Source organism: Treponema sp. OMZ 838, assembly GCF_000775995.1.
Classification (GTDB): Bacteria; Spirochaetota; Spirochaetia; order Treponematales; family Treponemataceae; genus Treponema.
The window spans coordinates 1,291,867-1,316,457 of sequence record NZ_CP009227.1; the positions used below are offsets into that span (position 1 = coordinate 1,291,867).

Sequence of the window (24,591 nt, forward strand, 5' to 3'; positions counted from 1 at the left end):
TGTGTGTGGTTTTGAGAATTACTAAAAGTTCATTTGAGCTTTTGGCAATGCTCGTTCATCTATTTATTTGATTTGTTCTTAATATGCTTCCCAATACCGGCAATTAAGGCGCTGATGCCGTAAAAAATCAGGAGTGCAAAACCTACCAGTATTAATGCACTGCCGAAGAGTAATAAGGCAGTAGCAGAGCCGAAAAACAATGTGCCAATGCCTTTGATAAAAATGGCACCTGCTGCAATTATCAAGGCAAAAACAACTGCAAATCCGGCAAATCCGAGTGCTACGATGGTTACCACTGCTGCGATGATAAGCGGTACCGCAACAGGCGCGGCGCAAATCGCCAATATGGTAAACCAAAAAGCGTGCCAGCCGCTTTTAGTAGAGGCTCGGGCTTTTTTTGCTTCTTTTACGGCGTAATCGGATAAAATTTTTGAAGCAACGTGTGCGGGGCTTCTCAGTTCCCGTATGACTTCTTGTTCATTTTGGCTGCCGGCCTCCTCAAAGTATTCTTCATAATATTGCAATGCAGCTCGCAAATCTTCTTGCGGTAACCGGTGCAGCCGCGCGGCAAGCTCGAGCATAAATTCTTTACGGGTCATGAACGTTGTGCTCCTTTAAAAATTTTTTCGATCAATTCCTTGTAAGACTTCCATTCGTCACAGTATAGGCTCTGCTGCCGTTTTCCTGCGGGTGTTATACGATAGTATTTTCTATTGCGTCCATCAATGGGCATGTCATACGTTTCTAGAAAACCCGCCGTTTGCAGCCGTTTTAATACCGGATAGAGTGTCGATTCGGAAATAGACATGACGTCCTTTACGTCTTGCGTTAGCTTATAGCCGTAGGAATCTTCATTACTCAAGAGGGCAAGCACACAGGCTTCAAGCAGTCCTGAGTTAATTGAAAAAAGCACCTTCACCTCCCGATGTTTATATGGAAATCTCTAAAAACTGCAAGCCTATCGGCTTGTTCTGTAAGGAAATTCATTAAGTTATCCGCTAAAGCGGATTGCGAATCAGTTTTTTAGAGATTTGTCTTAATCGTGTTGCTAAACATCTGCAAATCTTTGAAAATCTTACGGAGTTTCTCAATATCTCCTTGTTTTACACTGTAATTATTATAATATTATTTATAATATAATATATTGTCAAGTATGATATTTAAGAAAAAATAAACTGATGCGTTTGTCCTAACTTATCTGTCTATTAAAACTTTCTTAAATGATATATACTTTTAACCGATAATTGAAAACGATGATGTGTATAAAAAAAATTTTTGCAGCGCTATTTTTTTTCTCAAGCATTCTCACGGCTTCGTTTACCGGTAATGCGGTATTTGAATTAGGTGGAAAAAACGGTTGGGGTATGCTGCAGTATACGGAAAATATCCAGATGTGTCCGGGAAAATATGGGAATCCCGGCATTTCGCTCAGCAGCAGTGTTCCAAAAATAACGCAGGAAACCGATCTGTATCTTAATTTCGATTCCCCTTCCATCGTAGAAGAGACCAGCTCCTATACGGTTGCTTCCTCGAGTATGCGTTTTGCAGGAGCTGAACAAGCAAAACTGGGAGCCGGTGCTGCAATGTGCAGCCCTCATGTAAAAACAGCCGGTTTGGTTTTAAAACCTCAAAAAGGCTCTTTTTTCGGAGGTGAAAGTTCTGCCGGTTCGTTTACGATTGAATTTTGGATTGCTCCGTCGGTTACCGAAAACGGTAGTATTATTCTTCAATGGTATTCCTCATATTTTGAAAGAGAACGCTTAACCGATCAGCATATTATCGCACAGATCATTCAAAATAAGCTGCAGTGGGATTTTTTTAACATTTGGCAGGATAAATACAATAATGGTATTTCCATTCAGCTGAGAGGACGCACCAATTTAATTCCTTCGAAGTGGTCGCACCATCTGATTACGTATGATGAAGAAATCGGGTTGTTAGAATACCGAATGAACGGGCATACGGAGAATATCGTCTACATTACCGAGAATGGGCGGGAAAGTGATGCCGTTTTATTATCAAAAATGGGACATGCAGCCGATCTTTCAATTGGGGTGCAGTATTCGGGAATGCTTGATGAGATGAAGATAACCAAACGGTTTGTCGAACCGCCGACTTTTGCCGAACAGACGGCACTGTTTGACCGGTATCACCTTAACGGCGGCCGTTTTGAATCTCTGATTATTGATGCAGGCGGTTCTCTGTCCGAGGCAAAGCGGCTGACTGTTTCTGCTGATACGCCGGTACAGACAGACGCTGTGTTCTTTATTCGCTCTGGGGAAAACCGTTACACATGGACGGATACGGAACCTGCATGGAAACCTATACGCAGCGGGCAGACAATTACCGGAATGCAAGGCCGGTTCTTTCAAATTGCAGGAAATTTGTATCCGGATGCGGAAGGACAAAAGACACCGATTGTACATTCCATCAGTCTTGAATATGAAAAAGATTCAGAACCGCTGCCGCCTGCACGATTATTTGCAGTGCCGAAGGACGGCGGAATCGAACTGTCATGGACGCCCTCAATCGATTTTGATGTAAAAGGTTATATGGTTTATTACGGAGAGCGCCGAGGCGAATATTTTTCGGCGGGCTCGCCTTTGAATGTGGGTAAAGTTCTTTCTTATCGCATACCGAATTTGCATAACGGTAAAATTTATTTTTTTGCTGTTGCCGCCTATGATGATGAGGCCGGTACGCGGGTAGGGACGTTTTCTCAAGAAGTATGGGCAAGGCCGCGGAAGGAATAGCGGCCTTTAGAGGAACTATGTCGGAGTCACTTGATTTTATCTTTGAACGTGCAAATTCAGCTTTAATTACTCAAGACTTTGAATATGCCGAACGTTTGTTGACCAATGCGCTGAAAAAGCATCCGGATATGTTGCCGGGTGACAGGGAAAAAGTTGAGAGCTTGTTAGCGCGTGTGTATGGAGATGAAGGTAATCTTGAACAGTCGCTTGCAACCTATCTCCGCTTATATGAACGTGCTCCCGATAATATTGACTTGATGCTGAGTCTCGGCCGTATTTATCGGCATTTGGGACGTTATGACGATGCGCTTGAGATATTAACTAAAGCGCAAGCGGCCGGCGGTGATACCGACGAAGTATTGTACAATTTTGCAAAGACCTATAAAAGAATGGGCGACTATGCAAAATCTGCGGAATATTTTTCCCGTGCAATCGAAGTTAAGCCCGACCATGCTCACGCCTATGACCGGCTCGGCAATCTTTATGTCTTAACCGGTGAGACGGATAAAGCAATTGAAATATATAAACAAGGTCTTCGTGTAGACGCTAATCATCCCTATTTAAATTTTCACCTTGCCGGACTTTTACGCAAAGAAAAGCGGTATGAAGAAGCGATTGTATATTACAATTCGGCACTTCGTGTTAATCCTGCATGGGGTGAAGTGTTAGCGGGTATCGCTGCTGCGTATTTAGAGTTGGATAAACTTGATGATGCGTTGAATGCCTATCGCTCGTTGCTTCGTGTAACCGGTGAAAATGCCTCGGTCTATACTGAGCTTGGTTATCTTTTTGAAAAGAAACAGCTTCAGCAGGAGGCTGAGCAATACTATTATGATGCATTGGCAATCGATTCCGGGTACGCTCCTGCTGCACTTGCCTTAACGAATCTTTTAGAAAAAAAACAGCGATATAACGAAGCGCTTCCGATATTGCTTACTGCAGAAGCTGCACCGGTAAATGCCGACAATCATGCCTTACGGCTTAAAGCTATTCAAATGTGCATGTATGCTAAAGATTATGCAAAGGCACACGAGCTTTTGGGGCGGCTGGACACGGAACATAGTAACAGCCTCAACGCACTAAAACTACGGGGGCAGCTGTTTGCCCTTACAGGTGAGCTTGAGCAAGCTGAAGATACCTTCAAACAAATATTAAAAATGGCACCTTCAGCAATAGAGTTCCGTCAAGAACTTGCAGAACAATACCTCTTGGCTCATAAATATGAGGAAGCAAAGGAGCAGCTTAAACTCTTCTTGCGGCAAAAGCCGAGCGATATTTCTGCGTTGATGGCATTAGGTAGAACCGAAGAATTGCTGAATAATCCTCAAGCTGCATATCAGGAATATCAAAAAGTGCTCGAGTTAAAGCCGAATGCTATTGAAGCCCGCTCCGCTCTTTCGAGATTATTCCAAAAACGGGGAGACACACTTGAAGCGTTAAAAACAGCAAATGAGATTCTTAATATGCAGAGTGGCTTCGAATCGGATGCTCCTGAACAAGATATAGCTGCCTCGCTTGATCTCTATGAGCAGGCTGCAGAAAAGTATATAGCCGATCCGTTGTTAACTAAAAACCTTGAACAGCTAAAATCCGATGATTCATATCTTTATATATCTCCGTCCGAATTGAATCCGGAGCCGAAACAAAGTATTCCTTCATTGAGGGATATATCGATGTCCGAACGGGAGATTCCTTTTGAAATGCTCATCGAAGGAACGGAAGAGGTAAAAGAACTTCCGCCGGAAAAAGACGATGCTGCACTCAGCGGTATCCAATTAATCGGCGCCCAACAATCGGATATAGCCGGTCAGTCGTCATTTTCCTCCTATTCAAGCGCGGGGGTTGAACCCTATACGTTCGGTGCAGGAAATTCAGATACTGCCGGCTTTGCCGCAGCAGGGAACAGCGCCGGCGGTGCACCGCAAATAAGCAGCCGTCTACCGAATGGTCAAGTAGGGGCAGCCTCCAATGAGACGTTTGCTTCACCTGTTGATGAACTGTATCTTAATCCCGATCACGTTGAAAACAACGCCGCCCTTGGCGTTGGCGGTATATCTCAAAAAAATGTACAAGCGCTGTATAAACGCCAGAATCTTCTTCGCGACGAGGTTGTACAGGAAAGATTGAAAGATCTGGATGTCTACGGCACGACAATCGGTTTTTTGCAGGATGTCATTTCAGATATTGATAAGCAGCTTGATGAAAATCGATATGCTCAGGCTGTTGAGGTTTTAGCAGAAAAGATTGCCGAAAACCTGAGTCGAAAAATGCCGCTTCAATCAGCTCTTCTAGAACAAGAACCTGAGGAGCAACAGATTCAATCGGATGAGCAAGCAGTGCAAGAATCAGCGGAAATATCCCAAGACGAAACAGCACCAGCCGCCGAAGAAGAAACCGTTGCAGTAACCACAGCAGGAGAATCCGAAGTCGGAGAAGCCGAAGCAGCAGAAGAAGACGGGCTGCAGATTGCCGAAATGCAGGAAACTTTCCCCGATATGGAAGAAGATTGTGCTCCGGTTGATAGGGATGTATCGGTGCATGATGATAGCGTGCAGGTTATCGAAACTGCGGAAGAAGATATTTTTGGCACCGAGGAAGATAAGGCGGTTTCGCTTGAAACCGAAACGATTCCGGTTGATGAAATAATGGATCAAGATTATTCCGAAGCGGTTACAAAAGACGCAACGGAAGAAGAAGCTGTAGATATTTCATCTGATTTCAATCAAGAAGAAGGCACGGACGTTACCGTTGATACTGATGAAGACTCTGCTTCCGAAAATTTGGAAAGCAAGGAAGTATATGCGCCGAGTGATAACGAAGCTCCGTTTGTTCTTGATCAAGAACAGAAAAACCTTTTGTGGTGCCATGCAAAACATCAGATTAAAGACTCTCCTTCGCTTGAACAATATCTTAATACTACGGATCCTGAGCAGCTTGCTCAGTTGTTCTTGTATTTGCGCGATCTAGCTATCTATCTTCCACAGGAAGAACTTGAAGTTTTCCTTAACAGCAGCGAAAGAATACAGATTTATTATATTATTGCTCGATTGTCGGGAGAATTGGGGCTTAAAGAACGGGCGAACCTTATTAAGCAGGCTTCTAGTGTAGCGAATGATCATCTCCCGTATAATGATGCGGCTGTATTTAAATTGCTCAGCTATTTGCGTGATTTAAGTATTGAGTTACCTGATCAGGAATTAGGAACGAGAGTAAGACAAGAGTTGGAACAAGTAATGGCGAATATGTCGGCAGTGTTGCCTGACTTATCATAAGATAAAAAAATGTTAGACTGGTGTCTGTTATTTTAGGAGAAAAAAATGGAATTGAATAAGTATATCGATCATACTTTATTAAAGCCGAATGCCGTCGAGCCGGAAATTATTGCATTGTGCAAGGAAGCAAAGGAATATCATTTTGCTTCGGTTTGTGTGAATCCCTGCAATGTTGCACTGGTAAAAAAAGAGCTTACGGGTTCCGATGTTATGACGTGCAGCGTTATCGGTTTTCCGTTTGGAACGCAAACAACCGAAGTAAAATGCGCTGAAACCGAGCAGGCTATAAAAGACGGCGCCGATGAAATTGATATGGTGATCAATATCGGAAAACTGCTGGAAGGAAATACTGCGTATGTCGAAAAAGAAATTGCTGCGCTTGCCTCGCTTTGCCATGCGAAAAAAGCTCATTTAAAGGTAATCGTCGAGACCTGCTATTTGTCCGAAAAGGATATTGCGAATGTCTGTGCCGCGGTTGAACAAGCCGGAGCAGATTTTATTAAAACATCTACCGGTTACGGTTCACGTGGAGCATCGCTTGAGGATATTGCATTATTTAAAAAATACCTCAAAAAGGATACAAAGATTAAGGCTTCCGGAGGTATCCGCAGTCGCGAGGATGCGCTTAAATATATAGAGGCGGGATGTTCGAGGATTGGCACCAGCAGCGGCATCAAAATAATTAAAGGATAAATGATGCGCCGTTAGTGGATATTTTGCTGTATAATACAGTAAGGCTGTAACATTCAAGATTTTTCGATATTCACCGATAATTAGACTGTCGGCCTGTCGGAATATGTATGTCGGATATTAGTAGAGGCGCAAAAAGGGTTTTAGAATGAAAGATATTGAGTATTTAAAATCGCGACCGAAGTCGGATACGCATAATCACCTTAACTTGAGCATGAAGTATGAACGCTACAAGCATTGGGCTGGTATGGCTATTCCGAATTTTCCCCGTAAAATGACCGGCCTCGATGAAATGCACATGGTAATCGGTACTTATACCCGCCCGCGCTGTCAAACGGCAAAGGATGTTAAGGATCTTTTTGAAATGTCCATTCAGGATGCGATTGCAGATAATGTTGTATGGCTGGAAACGTCCGTCGATATAAATTTTCTAAAACATTACGATAACAATCTTGACAAGTTCTTATCGGATATTTCGGGGCTTGTTTCAAAGTACAAAAAGCAAATTGAAATACGCCCCGAAGTCGGTATTTCGAAAACACTTGACCGCGATTTTATTCGTACGTGGGTATATCCGCTTTTTGAAAGCAAGATATTCAACAATGTTGACTTATACGGTCCGGAAGTTTTTGAGGGTATTGAAGATTTTGTCTATATTTTTAAGCTTGCCGAAAAATATAATATAAAAAAGAAAGCCCATGTCGGAGAATTTTCCGATGCACAGTCTGTCCGCCGCTTTGTCGAACTTTTCGATTTGGATGAAGTACAGCACGGTATTGGGGCCGCTGCCGATGATTCGGTTTTGCAATTCTTGGCCGACCGTAAAATACGCTGTAATGTATGCCCGATGAGTAATGTGATGCTGAGCGCTGTTTCCAGTTTAAAAGAACACCCCATCAAAAAAATGATCGATGCGGGAATTCCAATCGGACTTGGCACTGATGATTTGTTGTTCTTTGGAAAGACAAACAGCGATCAGCTCTACGATATGCTTAAATGCGGACTCATTACGGACGCCGATGCTGAAATGCTGATGGCGGTGCGCGATTAAGCGATACGCCGCTCACGCTTCTCTTGGGAATCTCTAAAAGCTAACCGAGTTTTTAGAGATGCTCTCTTATTTAATTGCTACCATCAACACCATTATATCAGACGGGCGGATGCCGGGAATTCTGCTTGCCTGTCCGATTGTTGCGGGCATTACCCGCTTTAAGCGCGCAAGCGATTCCGTCGAAAGCCCCGAAACCCCATCGTAGTTAAAATTCGGCGGGATACGGCTCGTTTCCATCTTCTTCATTTTATCAATTCGTTTATCCTGTGCAATAATGTAATGCTCATAGCGGATTTCCAGCTCCGCTGCGCTTTTAATTGCCTGGGAATACTGTGCGCTTGCGGGATCGCATCGGCAAATTAGCTCAAGCGGGATGAGCGGATCGTGCAGCGCGTCGGCGAGGGATTTGCCGAGATGACACTGCAACGCGGGTTCCGCCTCCACAATGCTGCCGGTAATTTTCACCCCTCGCCAGTGTTTGATAAGCTCGCCGCGCTGCACAAGTTTTTCTTGCAGGCGGGTAAAGGAGCTTTGCTTTTGCAAGCCGATGCGGTATGCCCGCTCGGTGAGCCGCTCGTCGGCGGTATCGTGCCGGAGCTTGAGCCGGTATTCGGCGCGGGCGGTGAACATCCGGTAGGGTTCATCGACCCCTTGCGTGATAAGGTCGTCGATCATCACGCCGATGTAGGCTTCGTCGCGGCGGAGTGTGAACGGTTCGTAGGCTGCCGGTTGTGTGTTGCTGCAAGCTCGGGCGTACAGCGTTGCGTTGATTCCGGCGATGAGGCCTTGCCCGCCCGCTTCTTCGTAGCCGGATGTTCCGTTGATCTGCCCTGCGGTAAAAAGCCCCGCGATCCGGCGGGTTTGTAAGTCCGGCCCCAGCTGCAGCGGAGAGACAACCGCATAGTCAACCGCATACGCGGGGCGGGTAATCACGGCATCGGAAAAACCGGTGAGGGTGCGGAGCATTTGATCCTGCACATCCTCCGGCAGCGAAGATGAAAATCCGTTGATGTACAGCTCATCGCTCATCAGGCCTTCCGGTTCGATATACAGCTGATGCCGCGTGCGTTCGGGGAACTTCCGTACTTTGTCCTCGATGGAAGGGCAGTAGCGGGCGCCCGTTGCGTGAATTTTTCCCGAAAAAAGCGGCGAGCGGTGAAAGTTTTGCCGGATAACCTCGTGGGTATGCTCGTTGGTGTAGCAGACATAGCACACTGCCGAGGGGCGGAATATTTCCGCCGTGTCGAAGGAGAACGGGCGCATCACGGCATCCGCCTCCTGTATTTCCAGCTGAGAAAGATCGACGGATTTTCTCAGTACGCGGCAGGGGGTACCGGTTTTGAGCCTACTCATCGTGAAGCCCTTGTGTGCAAGGGCTGTACCGAGTCCGATTGCCGCTTTTTCACCGAGGCGGCCTTCTTCAGCTTCGAACTCGCCGATGTAGATTTTCCCTTCCATAAAGGTTCCGGTGGTAAGCACCACCGCCCGCGCGGAAATTGTCCTGCCGCGCGCCGTCAACACCGCTTGTATGGTTCCTCCATCCACAAGCCCGCTTTCCGCAGTCTGCGAGGAGATAACATCAACAACCGTATCTTGATAAATATGGAGATTTTTTTCTTTTTCGAGGGTGTACTGCGCAGTCTGCGCATATAAGAATTTGTCCGCCTGAATGCGGGGGGATTGCACTGCCGGCCCGCGGCTTTTATTGAGAAGGCGGTATTGAATCATACATGCATCGGCGAGTTTTCCCATTTCGCCGCCGAGCGCATCTATTTCCCGCACGATATTGCCTTTGGAAACACCGCCAATCGAGGGGTTGCAGGACATCCTGCCGATAGTATCAACCGTTTGTGTAATAAGGAGGGTTTGTGCGCCCATCCGTGCAGCAGCGAGCGAGGCTTCGATGCCCGCGTGCCCTCCGCCGACGACAATCACGTCATAGTCCGAATAACGAAAATTCATAGCGGATATTATAGCGAAACGGCTCCTGTTTGTCTGGCATAGATTTGTATTTTCGGCTATAACTATGTAAAAAGCAAGGCAATCGCTTGAAATAGTGCCAATGCGATTACCCTGATGTACAACTAGTTGGAGGCAGCTATGGAAGTCGGGATTAAAGGAGATTATACCTTTGTTGTTACAAAGGAGATGCTCGCAACTGCGGTGGGTAGCGGAACGGTGGAGGTATTTGCGACACCGGCTATGATTGCTCGAATGGAAGATACGGCAACGCGCAGCGTGATGCCGTATTTGGACGAGGGGCAGGCAACGGTCGGTACCCATGTGGATGTACGGCATCTTGATGCAACCCCTGAGGGAATGAAGGTGTTTATCCATACCGAATTGGTAGAGATCAATGCAAATGGAAAATTTCTGACCTTTCAGGTTGAAGCGCGTGATGAGCGCGGCGTGATAGGCAGCGGTATTCATGAACGGGCGATTATTAATGTTGGCCGCTTTATGGAAAAAGTGAATAAAAAGAAAAACGCATAACGCAAATTACATGTAAGGGAAACCTCAAAAAACCGAGATTTTTAGAGGTTCCTACTATTTTAATACGATGAGTATCTTTTAAAAATGCAGATGAACGGCGAAATATATCAGGATAATGAAATAGACGAATTCGGTATTATACGCGGAGAAAAGCGTGCGGGGGATGAAAAAGACCGCGCGCTGCGTCCGCAGCTTTTGAAGGATTTTCAGGGACAGCAAAACATCAAAGAAAACCTGTCGGTCTTTATCAAAGCGGCGCGGAGTAGGGGAGAGAGCCTTGATCACCTTTTTTTGATTGGGCCTCCCGGGCTGGGAAAAACTACCCTTGCGCAAATTACCGCACAAGAGCTTGGTGTTGAATGCAAGATCACCGGCGCCCCCGCTCTCGATAAGCCTAAAGACTTGGCGGGTATTTTGACAACGCTGTCCGAACGGAGTGTGTTCTTTATCGACGAAATTCATCGGTTAAAGCCCGCCATCGAAGAAATGCTCTATATCGCTATGGAAGATTACGAGCTTGACTGGATTATCGGGCAGGGGCCGGGGGCTCGGACTGTCCGTATCCCGCTGCCGCCGTTTACGCTGATCGGTGCGACAACCCGTGCAGGTATGGTTTCAAGTCCGCTTATCAGCCGGTTCGGGATTGTGCAGCGCTTTGAATTTTACAGCGATGAAGAGCTTGCTTCTATTATTATGCGTTCCGCCGATATCCTTCAAATCAATATCGGGAAAAAAGCGGCCGTTGCACTTGCCCGCTGTTCCCGCGGAACGCCACGCGTTGCCAACCGGCTGCTGAGGCGTATGCGGGATTTTGCGTTTATTGAAGGTAGCGATACCATTCGCGAAACAACCGTTGTGCAGGGCTTGGAAAAACTACATATCGACCGGCTCGGTTTGGAAAACTATGACCGGCAGATACTCCGTTCTATTATCGAAAACTACGGTGGGGGGCCGGTTGGTGCGGAAACGCTTGCGATTTCAATCGGGGAGTCGCAGGATACGCTTGAAGACTACTACGAACCCTACCTTATTCAAACGGGATTGTTACAGCGTACTCCCCGCGGACGTATGGTTACGGAAAAAGCATACACCCATCTCGGACTAAAAATTCCGGCGTCAGCAGCACAAACCGGCAGCCTCTTTGAGTAGGTGAGGCTACACGGTTACATCCGTTGTTCATGATGTTGTTGCCCTTTGTACTTCCGTTTACATTGGGCAATAACAAGTTTTTTCATAAAAACAAAGCCGGGTGGGCTTAGGGCAGCGCCCTAATTGGTTTTAAATTTAGAAACTTCTTGAGCAAGACTTTCTATGCTTTGTTTGTTTTTCTGAGTAATTGTGTTGACTTCTTGGATTGCATTGTTGATTTCAATAGCACCTGAAGCCATTTCGTTCATGCTGTCGGTAATAGTGCGGGTAAGATTGTCCAATTTGTACATTTCTTCCGCAACACCCTCACCGCCTTTCAGCATTTCCTCAGAGCCGGCTTGAACTTCAGTTGTTACCATATTGATGTTTTTAATCGCGGAGAGGACTTCTCTACTGCCGTTTTCCTGTTCTCTCATCGATGCGGTAAGTGTGTCGCTCATTGTCTTTACCTGCTCGGCAAGCGTAAAAATGGCGTTGAATTTTTCTTCGACCGTTTTAGAGGAAGCTGAAAGCGTTTCAATCTCGATGCTGAGTGTTTTTAAGGTTGTAGTGATGTTTTTTCCCTGCATGGCAGAATCTTCTGCAAGCTTTCGGATTTCATCTGCGACTACGGCAAAACCTTTGCCCGCCTCTCCTGCATGAGCAGCTTCGATTGCAGCATTCATTGCAAGAAGATTCGTCTGTGAGGCAATATGCTGGATAACATTTGAGGCTTCCATAAGAGAGCCGGACTCTTCGGCAATTTTTTGCGTTACGGTATTTGATGTTACCAATGTTGCTTTACCGTCGTTCGTTGCAGAGGTTAAATCTTTTATAACCGTGTCGGTTTTTCCGAGTGTTTGTCCGATAGAGGCAATATTGGCAACCATTTCTTCAACCGATGCGGAAGATTGGGCAACGCTTGCTGCTTGTACTTCAATACTCGCGTTCAGCTGTTTAATGGTTCGGACAATCTCTTCTATAGTAGAGGCGGTTTCGGTAACGCTTGCCGCTTGCGTTAAGGCTTGTTGTTTTAATCCATCGATGTTTGCGCTGATTTGGTTTACCGAACTTGCCGTGGTGGTCATATTTTCGGCAAGCTCGTTTCCGGTGGTTTGCATGGTAGCGCTGTTTTCTCCAACTGTTTGGATTGATGTACCGATCTTTTCAATTGTTTGGTTAAAATATTCCGACATATCGGTAATTTCGTCATTCCCTAGTATCGGTAAACGTACCGTTAAATCGCCTTCTCCTTGGGCAATGTTCTGCAGTGCCGTAACAGCCTGACTAATCGGTTTGATAATATTGCGTGCAATGAAGTACACAATAACAAGCGCGACAATCAAACTGATGGTTGCCATAATACCCATGATTCGTTGTAGGTCATCCAGTGTTCCCATAAACTCTTCAACCGGAGCTCTGATAATGACCGACCATCCTGATATCCCGATGGGCGAAGCAGTTGCAATGTAATAGGTTCCTTTGTAGGTGTAGTATCCCATTTCGTTTTTGCTGCCGTCTAAAATGTACTGTGTAAATACCGCAAGGGAATCGTACTCGCGGTCTTCTTTGGCTTTTTCGATAGCATTGAATTGTGTTTGAACTAAAGAAAAATCTTTGTTCGCAATGATCGTACCGGTTCTACCGATAATATATGAATTTCCTGTTTTCCCGATCACGATATCGCTGATTTGCTTCGATAAAAATTCCGGAGGGACAACTGCGCATAATACACCGATAATTTCTTGATTTTCACCTCTAATCGGTACGGCAAGAATGATTTGGAGCGTATTGAGCTTGCGGGCAAGCTGAGGTTCCGTAATAAAATTAGCTCCTTTTATAGCTGCAGTGAACCATTCTCTATCGCCGAGGAAAACTTCGTTCCCGTCCGTATCGGAGCAATTGCCTTGCATATTGCATACGGCAAAAGCTTTTATGTCTTCATTACTCTCTGCTTCTCGAACGAGTGTTTGAGCCTTTTGCCGAAGAGAAAGCGAATTGTCCCTTAAAGAAGGCATACGGGAAACGCCTTCGATAAATTGAAAGAGAGCACCGAGTTTCCCGTCTATAATTAAGGCAATATCAGCTGCTTTATCGGCGAGATGGTCTTCGATTTTTTCGGAAACAGCTTTACGGGCAGTGTAAATTGCCAAACTTCCTTCGATAGTTAATGCAACAGCGATTAAAGCTCCAAAAATAAGAATAAGTTTTCTTTTGAGCGAGAATCGTTTTTTTCCTTTTGATGTACGCATAAAAAATCCCTTTCCTTTCTATAAGATTACGTATAGACCTTTTATGAAAGCGTGTCTAGCTGATAAACGTATTTTTTTCAATAGCTCGTTTTATGTTACAGTAGTGCTTCATTAACATGGTTTACTATACTAATGGAACCGTTTTGTGTAAAATTATCACCGAGCTTTTTAGATTGAGTCTTTTAATAATAGAGGAGCGGGACGTGAGTATCGAAACGGTATATCAGCAGACATTATTGGATTATTCGCGGAGAGCGGAACATAAACATCAGTTGGACGGAGCGACCGGCATTGAGCGCGGGCATAATCCCAGCTGCGGGGACGATTTAACCTTGCTGATTAAGCAGAAGGACGGGATTGTTGAGGACGCTTCTTTTTTAGGCGCCGGTTGTGCGGTTTCAACCGCTTCCACCAATATGCTGATCGATTTAATCAAAGGCAAAACGGTTAAAGAGGCGCAGCATTGCCTTGAGGTGTTTTTTAATATGATGGCAGGAAAGCCGCAGTCAGAGGAAGAATTAGAGAGCCTCGGCGATGCGCAGATTCTTAGCTATTTTGCCGAAATGCCTGCTCGTATTAAATGCGCGACACTGAGCTGGCACAGCGCACAGGTACTGCTTAAATAAGATAATCGGACATTTCAGGATAACCTCATCGGAACATCAGACATGGAAACCAAGACAACGAATAAGACTCATAAAACAAATAAACCGGCATTAACCGGAAATTGGGAGCCTCAAAACAAACTGCGGTTGGAACGCTTGATTGCTGAAAAAGCTTTTGCGGACAACTATGCCGTCTTTGATTGGGATTACACGTGTATTTTTTATGATATACAGGATAGTCTTTTTCTGTATCAGATTGAGCATCTTTGTTTTAACCTGACGCCCGAACAGTTTGCCGTTACTATTCGGCACGAAATTCCGCAGAATATTCCGCTCGTCGGCTGCTTTAATAGCGAAGGGCGGCAGCTCACTGCAGCCGATCTTTCGGCGGATTTGGATGACCGCTACCGGTTCTTATATCATGCATATCAACATTTGAACGGAACGCTTCCGCTTGAGGAAGTTGTGCAAACCGAGGCGTTCCTCGATTTTAAGGCAAAAATTCTGACGCTGATGCGGTATGCGGTAACGGTTTGCGATACCGATATTTCTCAATCGGTATGCACGGGAATGACGCTTCCCGAATTGAATAGTCTTGTAGAAAAAACGATTGCCGAAGTGCTTACCGCTGAAATAAAACAATACACGATCGTATCACCCGTGCGGCAGGCAGGGAGAGCTGGTGTCGTTATCGCAACGTACCGGAAGGGTATACGGATACAGCCGGAAATACGGGAGCTGTTCCGCCGCTTTGAAGAACACGGTATTACTCCCTACATCTGCTCCGCCTCGCAGGAGGACGGCGTGCGGGTGTTTGCTTGTAATCCTGCGTATGGCTACTGCCTCCGTCCCGAACAAGTATTCGGCAGGCGGCGGCTGCGGAATGCCGACGGCGTGTTTACCGATGAGCGGGATTACTCCATTCCGCAAACGTGGCGGGAAGGAAAGGCGGAGGCGATACGGACGTTGATTGCTCCGCGGCACGGCGGAAAAGCTCCTATCCTTATTGCGGGCGACAGCGACGGCGATTTTTGTATGATGGATGCGTTCAAAAATGAGGCATTGCTGCTTATCCTGTACCGCAATCAAAAGCCGCACGAACAGCTCTACCCGCTGATACAGCGCGGTTTAGCCGAGCGCAATGCCCCCGATGCATCGATTATCGTACAGCATCGGAATGAAGAGACGGGGCTATTTATTTCCGGTGTGTCTGATTGTGCCGACGGTTCTGTGAACGTCCTTTAGGCGGTTTTGCTCGTCCGCCGGAGTTTTTGGGGCCGCGCTCTGCCGCCGATTTTTGCCCCAGCTGTTTGAGTTCTTCCACCCGCTGTGGATCGTAAAAGCCTTCCTTCCAATTAAAGCGCACCGAGTCGGGGAGGGGAGTACCGTTCCGCAGTGACTGTAAAATAAACCGGTAAGCGCGGCGTTCAACGCTCGTATGCGAAAAATCCAGTAAAAAGCGTGAGAACTGATGATGCTGCAAGGCATGGTAGCGGTCTACAACCGAGAACGGCTTGTCGGACAGCACAAAAGAGGCGGATGGGGTAGAAAAAGCTCTAAACGCTTCGCCCTGCTTGTCGGAAAAGTAGAGAAAGTTGTAGTTTTTCGGCAGCGTAAAGCGCATCCTGAACAGCACGGAATACGAAAAAAGCGGCAGCAGTACCTGCGGGCGCAGCTCCGGCGCAAACACCGTTTCGATATTCGCCTGAGAGCTTTCGGCAGGGGGAATGTAGGCGCAGATGCCGTTCTCCTGCAGCCACGAAACCGCCCAGCAGTTAAAGGTGTAAAGGTACGGCCCCGCGACTAAAAAGTTCTTTTTATTGCGGAGCATGGAAATATGTGCCGGATTATTCACGATAAATTGCGTATACCCCTGTGCGGTTAGCTGTTCCAGCTGCTCCGCAAGGATAGGCTCCTGTTCCTGCGGCACAAAGGGATCAAGCGAAATAAAAATTTCCCGTTTGGAGAACGGCAGCGGTTTTGCCTGCTGCTGATTTTGCTGCTGCGGATTGGACTGTTGTCCAGCCAGCGCCGGATAGGTGTCCTCATTTAAATTGATAATAACCCGTACCGGTTTATCCGCAAGGATGGTATGCAAATCCGCAATGGAAGAAACTTGAACGTAGAGCCCTTCGGGAAAGATATCCGCAGGCTTTTTCGCAAGGCTTTTTTTGACAGGTGTCGCGGAAAGTGCGGTTGCTGCAGTCGCTGATTTCGCGGGCAATGCAGCTCCGGCAGGTGTCGAGGTTGCTGATTTTGAAGACGCAGCCTTGTTTGTATCGCCGAGCGTCGGGAAGCCTGCTTCGAGCGTCAACATCGGCAGCGCTTCGTCGTTGGGCTGTTTGCGGTATTTTTCGAGCGAGGCGGGCAGCAAACGGGGGTAGCGTTTGGTCATTGCCTTGGTCTGTAAAAGGTATACGCTGTCTCCTTTGCCGGAATCCGCAGGCAGCTGCAGCCATGCGCCGGATTTACTTTCCATTATATCCTGAATTTTCCAGCTTTCGCGTCCGCTGTCGTCCTTCTTATGAATGCGCACCGAGTCGCCTTTTTCCGGCGTATAATGTCCGTCTTTCAGCTGTACATAGTGTACCGCCCTCGTACCGTCTTTAAACGGGACTTCCTCCACGGCGCCTTTTTTAATGCCGTCGATAATGCCGAGGTAGATGCCGGTACCGCCCGCCTGATCGGGGTTGAGCACTTCTTCCGCGCGGGTGCTTTTAAAGCGATAGCTTGTCTTTTTCCGTGCAAAGTCGTTCGCTAAGATACGCTTGCCTGTTTCTACCGCCGCCTTTTTATCGGCTTCCCAGTTATCGATAACATACCGGTAGGCGGATACCACCGTGCCGACATACTCGGCACTTTTCATTCTTCCTTCTATTTTAAATGAGGCAACGCCTGCCTGAATCAAATCGGGAATATACTCGATGAGTTGTAAGTCCGCGGGGGAGAAAAAGTAGCCTTCCCGGTCGCCCTCCGGCTCATGCGCGGTGTAGAGGCGGCGGCACGCTTGGGTACACATCCCGCGGTTCGCCGACTTTCCGCCGAGGTAGCTCGAAAACAAGCACAAGCCCGATTCGCTGACACAGAGCGCCCCGTGTACGAATACCTCCAGCTCGCATGAAGTGTTTGCATGAACGGCACGGATTTCTTCCAAGCTCAGTTCCCGTGCCAGCACCGTCCGCGACACTCCCCAGCGGCTCATCGCATTGGCTGCTTTTGCACTCGCAATATTGAGCTGCGTAGAAGCATGGAGCTTGAGATTCGGAAAGTGTTTGTGTGCCATTTGAATCAGTCCGAGATCCTGCACGATAATGCCGTCCGGGCCGACATTGTTGAGATACGCCAAAAACCGGTAGAGCCGCTCCATCTCGTTCTCAGTTACAACCGTATTGACGGTAACATATATTTTTTTGTTCCGCTTATGCAGCACATCAACCGTTGCCTCAAACTGATTCCACGCAAAGTTTGAAGACCGCATACGGGCATTAAAGCTTTTTAAACCTAAATAAACGGCGTCCGCCCCTTCCGCAATCGCTGCTTCCAATGCTTCGGGATTCCCCGCCGGCGCTAATAATTCGACCATTCCGTCATCATACTGAAAAAAATGCGGCGCTGCATAGATATGGGGTTGTCCGTGATGTCGGTGTAATTGGGGAGGGGCTTCCCGATGACCTTCTGCTGGAAAGCTTAGACTATGTCGAAACACGTGATTGTCGTATTGTTTTCTAAAGCATTTTTAGTGATGCTATCTTTATTATCAAGAATATTTTGTAAGTCTTGAGTAATATCTTTTGAGTTTTTATTATTTAGTAACTCATGATTCGTTGTAAGTATTTTTCCATTTTGATATTTATTTGGACTTGATAACTTTTCTGCTGTTCTGGAATCTATTTCAATGGCTTTAAGAATGTTTCCTTCTTTATCAAACAATACCACAACAAGAATATCGAAATCCCAGCTTCGAATTACATTTAAACTTGTTGTTTTTAATCGATCTATCTTTCTTGATTTCACTTGTATAAGTCTTCCGTCTTTTGTTTTCAAATCAGCGCTTTTATTTGAGGCAGGTAACTGTTCTGCATTATAGTATTTACCTACGAGTATTTCAGCAAACTCGCCGACTTCATTTGCTGTACCACCCATTGCTGAAGTTAATAAATAACTTGCATTATTGTACTTTTTCCATAATGATACAAGAAAATCAAAATTAAATTCCATGTTTATTCCTTTATTATTTGTGACCACAGTAAGATTTCTTGCTAAACCTTGAGCGGTAATCTGCGTATCAAAAGGTACAATCGGAAATCCTTTATTTTCAAGATACGCTCTAATCATTCCGTACGTTTCTGTATCTTCGGTCGTAAAATCTATTATGTTAGTAAAATCGGAACAAAAATTCTGTGCACTACTCTTCTCTTACACTTTCAGCGTCCGCAGGTAGTCCTTTATTTCCGGAGAAATCCGGCGGCTCTCTATCGCTTTTTGAATGGTTTTGTTGTGGGTAAAGGGAGCAAGCGTTTGCTTTTTGATATAGGGGAGCGCGGCATCGTACTGTTTAATTAGCGCAAAGCTGAAATACCACGCAATCATCATATTGATGTAATACTCATCCGATTTTACAGAGGCAACAAGTTCGAGCATTTCCGGTTTAAACCGGTCATCAAGGTAATTCGACAACAAGAGATTGATGGCATAACGGACGGTATAGGTGCGGTGCGACCGTATCCAGAGCAAAATTTTTTGATATATCTCATCTGGGTGTTTTTTAAAGAGCGGCGGTGCAAAGGTATCGCAGGTTGCCCAGTTGTCGATAAACGGTAAAAACCGTTCTGTTTCGGTGATCGCAGTGTCAAAATCTTTGATGTTTTCGATGAGGAATGCATGGAGATTGTTTTCTTCAAAATACCGGTGCGGAAGGGTTTGCATAAAAGCGGCAGCCTGCTTCGGTTCCATCTTAAACAGGTCTTTCGCAAATTTTCGTAAAAGAGGCGTCCGTATTCCGATCATCAGTTTCGGGTCAACGGTGGGGATGAGTTTCGCATTAAAATCCCGATATGATATATCTTGCATCGACAAGAGCTTACTTTGAATTGATTCCATCATTTTCTCCATGGTAATTGTACCGGACGCTTTGCTAGGTACCCCACAGAAAACTAAAGACTATTCAAGCAGAGTTGAACCTCTTCGCGGTTCAAATGCTTGCCTAATCTTTAGTTTTCTGCGATGTCTGTTTATTTGTCCGGTACACTTACCTTCTTTTTAAAATAAACTGTGCGAAATTTTAGATAAAATTTCGCATGACAAGGAAGGCAATCGTACCGGACGCTTCCTTATAATAAGCCGCTTACCAGCGCGGGGACTGCGATAAAATTTCCGATTGCCCCGCCGAGGCTGGATAAAAAGAATATCAACAGGATGTGCGCTATTTTGTTTTTATACCATCCCTTGATGCTCGTTACATCGGTGGTCAGGTTTTCCATATCGGCGACCTGCGGTTTCCGCACCCAAGCTTGAACAATACCGGTAAATAAGCCGACTCCGATAAACGGGTTAAGGGTTGCGAGGGGCGCTCCTAAAAAGCCGGTGATAATGCTTAACGGATGTCCCAGCGCGAGCAAGGTTCCGAGTGCGGCAAGGCTTCCGTTCCAGAGCAGCCAGCGTACCAGCAACGCGCTTGACGCTGCAACGCCGCCTTTCATAAATCCCGCTGCGATAAGTAGCACAATCAGCGCCGGTAATATCCAGCCGGAAATTTTTGCAAACCTGCTTTTCGGCGGTATGTCTGCAATATCGCTTACATCGTTCGGCGCGGTTCCGTTTTGCAGTTTTTCAATGTAGGCGGCAGTACCTTCGAGGTGTCCCGCCCCCAGAACCGCAACGGTTTTCTTTCCTGCCGCATTCCATATTTTTGTTGCCAAATAACGGTCACGCTCGTCGATGAGGGCTTCTTTTACCTGCGGCAAGTATTCCGCCATTTCCGCCATCATGCTGTCCATTTCACTTTTGTCTTTCAGCGCTTCAATTTCGTCCGCGCTGAGTTTTTCGGTAGAAAAAGCGCTGCTGAGCAGCGTTGCCAAAAGCTTCGATTTGCCCCACAGATTATTCTTTGCCCATGCCCGTTTGAGCGTGATGTGAATCGGACGATCAACAAGCTCTGTTTTAATCGAAAGTTCTTTCGCTACGGTAATAGCCGCCTTCATTTCATCTCCGGGCTTAACTCCGACATCGGCGCCGATCCGCTTCTGAAAAGCAGCAAGCACTAAATTAGCAAGCAGCAAAAAGCCTTTTCCGCTTTTTAGTACTGCGACAATATCAAGTTCCTGCCATTGCTTTTCATCGGTAAGCGCTTTGTACCGTTGTTCGTCCAACTCGACGCATACACAGTCGGGCTGTTCGTCGTGGATACACTGTTCAACATCATCGATGCTTTCTTTTGAAATATGCGCCGTTCCAAGTAAGATGATTTCTTTATCATTTAAGGTAATACGTTTCAATGTTTGATTCATGGGGGTATCCTATTTTTGAGCAGTTTTATTCCCATCGGGGGCAAGCTCACTTACCGCAAGCCGATATTCAAAAAAAGTCGGAGCTTGCGTTGTTTTTATTTCGAGTAGAAATTTTTCGGCAAGATGACCTTTGCCTGCCAGCCGGTAGAATTCGGCTAAATAAAAAAACTTGCGCAAGCGTTCCGATTCGTCTTTTACTTTGGTGATTCGATTATTAACATCGCTATCACCGGCAAAGTCGATAAAGAGACGGCAAAGATAATAATCGGTTTCGCGCTTTGTACGGTCTATCGTTTTAAGATATTTTGACATAAAATCTTTTGCCTCAGCTTTTTTCTTCATTTTATAGCTGCAGACGGTTGCGGATAGTGCGTAATAGATGTTTGTAGGAGCATAACGCAAGGCATTCACAAAGGCTTTGCGGGAGTTTTCCCAATCTTTTTTTTCAAACAGTAAAATACCGAGTCCTTCATACGCAAAATAATATTGCGGATAGAGTTCGGTTACTTTTTTGTAATGTTTTATCGCATCCTCTTTATTGCCGAGGTCATCGTTTAATCCTGCAAGATAAATGTGAATAAAATATGAATCGGGGACAAGCTCGATTGCGCGGTTAAATGCAACACGGGCTTCTTCTCTCCTTCCGATTTGCAGATTATAAGAGCCGAGATCTGTCCAATGTGGAGCAGCATCGGGTTCCAAGTCGATCGCTTTTTGTATATCTGCAATCGCCTCCGCCATGCGGTTGGTTTCCGATTTTATCCGTGCCAATTCGGCGATTGCAAGACTGTTCTTTGGTTGATACTTCAAGACGGTGAGATAGCATTGCTCAGCTTCCGGCATCTTATTGTCCAGATAATACACCTTACCGCACCAAATCAATGCCTGAATATCGTTCGGATACTTTTTTAAAATTTTGCTGAATGTTTCTCCTGCTTCTTTGTAGCTGCCTTGATTGTAAAAATCAACGCCTTCTTCCTGTAAAGCCTGTACGTTGTCGGGATCAAGTTTTAATATCTTTTTTAAATACGTTTTCCGCATTTTTTTATCATTTTTCGCCTGTGCGACCATTGTCATCGTATACAGTACATTGAGGTCATTGGGATATTGTTTTTCCAGGGCTTTTGCCGTCTCCTCCGCATCCTGTATCCGGCCGGTTGAAACGAGTACCGCTACCTTTAAATTCCGTATGGAAAGGGAATTTCTGTCCTCTTCGGGCAATGTGTCAAAGAGTGCAATGGCTTCATCCGTTTTTTGTTCGTTTAATAATGTGTTGAGCCGCTGTCCGAATATAACACGCGGGGAAATTTCTTCAGCTGCTTCCGCCGCACTGCCGGCGGCTGCGGGCTTTTCGGATACTTTTCGGTTAGACTGCGTATGAGGCTTTGCGCTCTGTGCGCTCAAGCAGGAAAGTATACCGATTATAAGGGAGATACATACGGCTTTTTTTGAAATACTTCTATCCAAATGTTTCATGGAAACTCCTACGGAACGGTGATTAACTAAAACTAAAGAAACTGCTCAAAGCCTTTCGCTTTTGCATAACCCCGCTAGTCTACCCAAGTTTTCCAATCTGGTCTAGCGGTTATGTTAAACGGTTGTACATCCGTGTGCACTTTTCATGATGCGACAACGCAGATGCATCGTATATTTGCAAAGGGAAGGATTGCAATTATTATCCCCTTTTATTAGACTAACAGCGTATGAAGCATATTGTCGGCAGAGTAGTTGCATATACCGTTCTTTATTGTAGTGTTATTTTCGGTATTTTTGTTCTTCAGTTTACCAAAGGACAAACATTTTCTTTAACTTTAGGATCTATGGCCGTTACAGGCAGACAGGAGCGCACCGAAGCGGGTGAAACGCTCCCTCTTTTACCCCTTCATGTCGTGTCGAATGGGCTTGATTTATATATTAGTGACCAAAATCCCGTTTATGCCGTAGATGCAGCGGACACGATTTCCCCTTTGCGTGTACTATCGTACCAATTTTATGAAACGGAAGCACGTTTTTCGGTACACTGCTCTGATGATGTGGTTATTTCATTTTTTTCCGAAAAGCGGGGTGAAGTTGACAGCCTTATGGTTGAAGCGGTGCTTCCCGAAGGAATAAAAAGAGTATTGCTTCCGTGGAAGATTACTCAAAATGCCGGTATTGAGCGTGCCGACGGTAAGATCTTTGTGCGTTCCGGTAAAAAGCAATACACGTTTACCGGCAGCTTCGGGTTTGATACGGATGGTGAAAATACGGCGGCACAATTGGAAGGACCGCATCTGGTACTCGCAAAGACACAGCCGATTGCCTCTTACAAAACCTATTTGCCGCTCGAAGAGCTTGATATCACGACTATCCCGTCGATGGTACAGGCTTCTGCGGAATCATATACGGCAGCACTGAACACTTTTTCCTCAGCTGTCATCCATGCGGGTACGCAGGCACTTTCAGCTAAACAGATAACGGAGAAAACGTTGACGGCATATATTGCCGAAATGGGGCAGCGCGGCAAATTCGCCGGAGCGATGGAAGCTGCTCCTGCTCAAACGCTGGCGCGGAACGTGCGGACATATCTTTCAAATCCTTTTTACAATAATATACAGGAAACCCATGTAGGCTTGGCTGCTGACGATACAAAAAAAAGAGAGCTGTATGCTGCCCTTATCACGGATAATTCACTTGAAATTTTTGAACAAGACGGCTTAATACCGTTTTTAACCGACCGCGGCTCTAGTCGCAGCATAGAAGGTTTATTCCGGCTGATAGGAAAGCTGGATGCTGTACAGCTTAACGCACGGCAGGCGGCAGGGGTATTGGCAGTGTGGCTCGACTGTACGCATTACTACCCTGAGCAAAAGACATTGTTTGAAGATTTACTTCCGTTGTGCGAGAAAAAAATTACCGAATCCCTCTTGCTGATTAATGAAGGTTTATATCTGAGCAATAACGGCACGTATATCGATAGTGCAGACTCTTTAACTTCTGCACAAATACTGATGCGGTACGGAGCGGTTCAATCTTCGGTATGGCAATCCGTCGCCCGGATGCTGATAACCTCTTTATTAAGATACTCAGGCGAATCGACCGAGTTGCCGATAGGATTTACCATAACCGGCAGCAAATCGACACAGCTTGTAATTACAGCTGATGACAGCGGTATGCTGGATGCCGGTACGCTCTATCCTTTGCTAAAACCGGATAACAGTTGGTATCCCCATGCACAGTCGCTTGCTTTGCAGGCGGAAGCCGGTATTTGGGCGTGGACTTGTGCGCAGAACATCGAGGTTTTGGAAAACACTTCAAAAACCTTAGTATTGCGGATTCGCTTTCCGGAAGGCCAATCTCACTATCTTACCTTGCACGGTATTAGGTCTTTCTATCGAATTGAGATGTATGGTATTCCGTTCAGGAGCGATGCCCGTTTTGAAATGTATAACTCCTCCGGCTATGCCTATAATGCAGGAAGTAAGATTTTATACTTAAAGATGAGACATAAGAGCGAATACGAAACAATACGGCTTTCGCTCGGTTCAGCGCCACAGGATGCTGCTTCCGTGCGGCCTGCCCCATCTGCTTCCGGTTCAAATACAAGCACCGGAGCCGCTCCTTCTACGGAGGCAGCATCCTCTAACCAAGCGGCAGGCACAACTGGGGCTCTTTCGGTACCGCAACCGGAAAATCCCGCTCAGCCGGAGGATGCAGAATAGTTCACGGGAGTGTGAGACGGCTTCAAAGTGTTTCCTCACCGCATAAAAAAAGCCCTGCCGATATAATCGACAGGGCTTTCTAGAATAGTTTTTACAGCCATCGTACTTAGCTGCGTTATGCTTTTTGCTCGGTTATCCTT

Annotated in this window: 18 protein-coding genes; 9 read left to right on the top strand and 9 right to left on the bottom strand. The window is 46.0% G+C overall.

The window, feature by feature from the left end:
- Positions 1-59 precede the first annotated feature (59 nt).
- Together QI63_RS05735 and QI63_RS05740 are read right to left on the bottom strand one after the other, a co-directional pair.
- Complete coding sequence (locus tag QI63_RS05735; protein ID WP_044014647.1) at positions 60-599, bottom strand: DUF1700 domain-containing protein; 540 nt, start codon at positions 597-599, stop codon at positions 60-62.
- Positions 596-913, bottom strand: coding sequence for a PadR family transcriptional regulator (locus QI63_RS05740; RefSeq protein WP_044014649.1), 318 nt, complete (start codon positions 911-913; stop codon positions 596-598). The genes QI63_RS05735 and QI63_RS05740 overlap by 4 nt, the downstream gene beginning before the upstream one ends.
- A 340-nt stretch (positions 914-1,253) precedes the next feature.
- Here QI63_RS05740 and QI63_RS05745 point away from each other — a divergent pair, with 340 nt between their 5' ends.
- From QI63_RS05745 to QI63_RS05760, 4 genes are all read left to right on the top strand, one after another.
- Positions 1,254-2,753: a LamG domain-containing protein gene (locus tag QI63_RS05745; RefSeq protein WP_081984410.1), complete on the top strand. Its 1,500-nt coding sequence runs from the start codon at positions 1,254-1,256 to the stop codon at positions 2,751-2,753.
- Between the two features lie 17 nt (positions 2,754-2,770).
- Entirely contained in the window at positions 2,771-6,025 is a 3,255-nt protein-coding gene (locus QI63_RS05750) for a tetratricopeptide repeat protein (protein ID WP_044014653.1), read from the top strand.
- A gap of 45 nt (positions 6,026-6,070) precedes the next feature.
- Positions 6,071-6,718, top strand: coding sequence for a deoxyribose-phosphate aldolase (gene deoC, locus QI63_RS05755; protein WP_044014655.1), 648 nt, complete (start codon positions 6,071-6,073; stop codon positions 6,716-6,718).
- A 145-nt stretch (positions 6,719-6,863) separates the two neighbouring features.
- Positions 6,864-7,766 (top strand): amidohydrolase family protein, encoded by a 903-nt coding sequence (locus QI63_RS05760; RefSeq protein WP_044014657.1) that lies wholly within the window; start codon positions 6,864-6,866, stop codon positions 7,764-7,766.
- Positions 7,767-7,832: 66 nt separating this feature from the next.
- Here QI63_RS05760 and mnmG read toward each other — a convergent pair whose 3' ends face one another.
- Positions 7,833-9,728 (bottom strand): tRNA uridine-5-carboxymethylaminomethyl(34) synthesis enzyme MnmG, encoded by a 1,896-nt coding sequence (mnmG, locus tag QI63_RS05765; protein WP_044014659.1) that lies wholly within the window; start codon positions 9,726-9,728, stop codon positions 7,833-7,835.
- A 138-nt stretch (positions 9,729-9,866) separates the two neighbouring features.
- On the opposite strand from mnmG, the gene QI63_RS05770 reads away from it, so the two are divergent.
- Both QI63_RS05770 and ruvB read left to right on the top strand, forming a co-directional pair.
- Entirely contained in the window at positions 9,867-10,259 is a 393-nt protein-coding gene (locus QI63_RS05770; protein ID WP_044014661.1) for a thioesterase family protein, read from the top strand.
- Between the two features lie 90 nt (positions 10,260-10,349).
- Entirely contained in the window at positions 10,350-11,408 is a 1,059-nt protein-coding gene (gene ruvB / locus QI63_RS05775) for a Holliday junction branch migration DNA helicase RuvB (protein WP_052185584.1), read from the top strand.
- 119 nt (positions 11,409-11,527) lie between these two features.
- Here ruvB and QI63_RS05780 read toward each other — a convergent pair whose 3' ends face one another.
- On the bottom strand, positions 11,528-13,639 hold the full coding sequence (locus QI63_RS05780; RefSeq protein WP_044014663.1) for a methyl-accepting chemotaxis protein: 2,112 nt from the start codon (positions 13,637-13,639) through the stop codon (positions 11,528-11,530).
- Positions 13,640-13,842: 203 nt separating this feature from the next.
- On the opposite strand from QI63_RS05780, the gene sufU reads away from it, so the two are divergent.
- Both sufU and QI63_RS05790 read left to right on the top strand, forming a co-directional pair.
- Positions 13,843-14,265 carry a Fe-S cluster assembly sulfur transfer protein SufU gene (gene sufU, locus QI63_RS05785; protein WP_016522648.1) on the top strand — a complete coding sequence of 141 codons (423 nt, stop codon included), beginning with the start codon at positions 13,843-13,845 and terminating at the stop codon, positions 14,263-14,265.
- Between the two features lie 42 nt (positions 14,266-14,307).
- Positions 14,308-15,489, top strand: coding sequence for a haloacid dehalogenase-like hydrolase (locus tag QI63_RS05790; RefSeq protein ID WP_052185492.1), 1,182 nt, complete (start codon positions 14,308-14,310; stop codon positions 15,487-15,489).
- On the opposite strand, the gene QI63_RS05795 is transcribed toward QI63_RS05790, so the two are convergent.
- From QI63_RS05795 to QI63_RS05815, 5 genes are all read right to left on the bottom strand, one after another.
- Complete coding sequence (locus tag QI63_RS05795) at positions 15,440-17,827, bottom strand: peptidase U32 family protein (protein WP_044014665.1); 2,388 nt, start codon at positions 17,825-17,827, stop codon at positions 15,440-15,442. The genes QI63_RS05790 and QI63_RS05795 overlap by 50 nt on opposite strands.
- A 104-nt stretch (positions 17,828-17,931) precedes the next feature.
- Positions 17,932-18,579, bottom strand: coding sequence for a DUF6998 domain-containing protein (locus QI63_RS13280; protein WP_052185493.1), 648 nt, complete (start codon positions 18,577-18,579; stop codon positions 17,932-17,934).
- 81 nt (positions 18,580-18,660) lie between these two features.
- Entirely contained in the window at positions 18,661-19,356 is a 696-nt protein-coding gene (locus QI63_RS05805; RefSeq protein WP_081984411.1) for a DNA alkylation repair protein, read from the bottom strand.
- A gap of 218 nt (positions 19,357-19,574) precedes the next feature.
- A complete protein-coding gene (locus QI63_RS05810) occupies positions 19,575-20,750 on the bottom strand; it encodes a TraB/GumN family protein (RefSeq protein WP_044014669.1) in 1,176 nt (391 codons plus the stop codon).
- Positions 20,751-20,759: 9 nt separating this feature from the next.
- Entirely contained in the window at positions 20,760-22,226 is a 1,467-nt protein-coding gene (locus QI63_RS05815) for a tetratricopeptide repeat protein (protein WP_044014671.1), read from the bottom strand.
- 227 nt (positions 22,227-22,453) lie between these two features.
- Between QI63_RS05815 and QI63_RS05820 the strand changes: the two genes are divergently transcribed.
- Positions 22,454-24,451, top strand: coding sequence for a hypothetical protein (locus tag QI63_RS05820; RefSeq protein ID WP_044014673.1), 1,998 nt, complete (start codon positions 22,454-22,456; stop codon positions 24,449-24,451).
- Positions 24,452-24,591 lie beyond the last annotated feature (140 nt).

Bases quoted from the DNA above. Each gene is read 5' to 3' on its own strand.
- QI63_RS05760 (WP_044014657.1), top strand. From the start codon at position 6,864: ATGAAAGATATTGAGTATTTAAAATCGCGACCGAAGTCGGATACGCAT.
- QI63_RS05780 (WP_044014663.1), bottom strand. From the start codon at position 13,639: ATGCGTACATCAAAAGGAAAAAAACGATTCTCGCTCAAAAGAAAACTT.
- QI63_RS05820 (WP_044014673.1), top strand. From the start codon at position 22,454: ATGAAGCATATTGTCGGCAGAGTAGTTGCATATACCGTTCTTTATTGT.
- ruvB (WP_052185584.1), top strand. From the start codon at position 10,350: ATGAACGGCGAAATATATCAGGATAATGAAATAGACGAATTCGGTATT.
- QI63_RS05805 (WP_081984411.1), bottom strand. From the start codon at position 19,356: ATGGAGAAAATGATGGAATCAATTCAAAGTAAGCTCTTGTCGATGCAA.
- QI63_RS05745 (WP_081984410.1), top strand. From the start codon at position 1,254: ATGATGTGTATAAAAAAAATTTTTGCAGCGCTATTTTTTTTCTCAAGC.
- QI63_RS13280 (WP_052185493.1), bottom strand. From the start codon at position 18,579: ATGATTAGAGCGTATCTTGAAAATAAAGGATTTCCGATTGTACCTTTT.
- QI63_RS05795 (WP_044014665.1), bottom strand. From the start codon at position 17,827: ATGGTCGAATTATTAGCGCCGGCGGGGAATCCCGAAGCATTGGAAGCA.
- mnmG (WP_044014659.1), bottom strand. From the start codon at position 9,728: ATGAATTTTCGTTATTCGGACTATGACGTGATTGTCGTCGGCGGAGGG.
- QI63_RS05735 (WP_044014647.1), bottom strand. From the start codon at position 599: ATGACCCGTAAAGAATTTATGCTCGAGCTTGCCGCGCGGCTGCACCGG.
- QI63_RS05770 (WP_044014661.1), top strand. From the start codon at position 9,867: ATGGAAGTCGGGATTAAAGGAGATTATACCTTTGTTGTTACAAAGGAG.
- QI63_RS05750 (WP_044014653.1), top strand. From the start codon at position 2,771: ATGTCGGAGTCACTTGATTTTATCTTTGAACGTGCAAATTCAGCTTTA.
- QI63_RS05810 (WP_044014669.1), bottom strand. From the start codon at position 20,750: ATGAATCAAACATTGAAACGTATTACCTTAAATGATAAAGAAATCATC.
- deoC (WP_044014655.1), top strand. From the start codon at position 6,071: ATGGAATTGAATAAGTATATCGATCATACTTTATTAAAGCCGAATGCC.
- QI63_RS05815 (WP_044014671.1), bottom strand. From the start codon at position 22,226: ATGAAACATTTGGATAGAAGTATTTCAAAAAAAGCCGTATGTATCTCC.
- QI63_RS05790 (WP_052185492.1), top strand. From the start codon at position 14,308: ATGGAAACCAAGACAACGAATAAGACTCATAAAACAAATAAACCGGCA.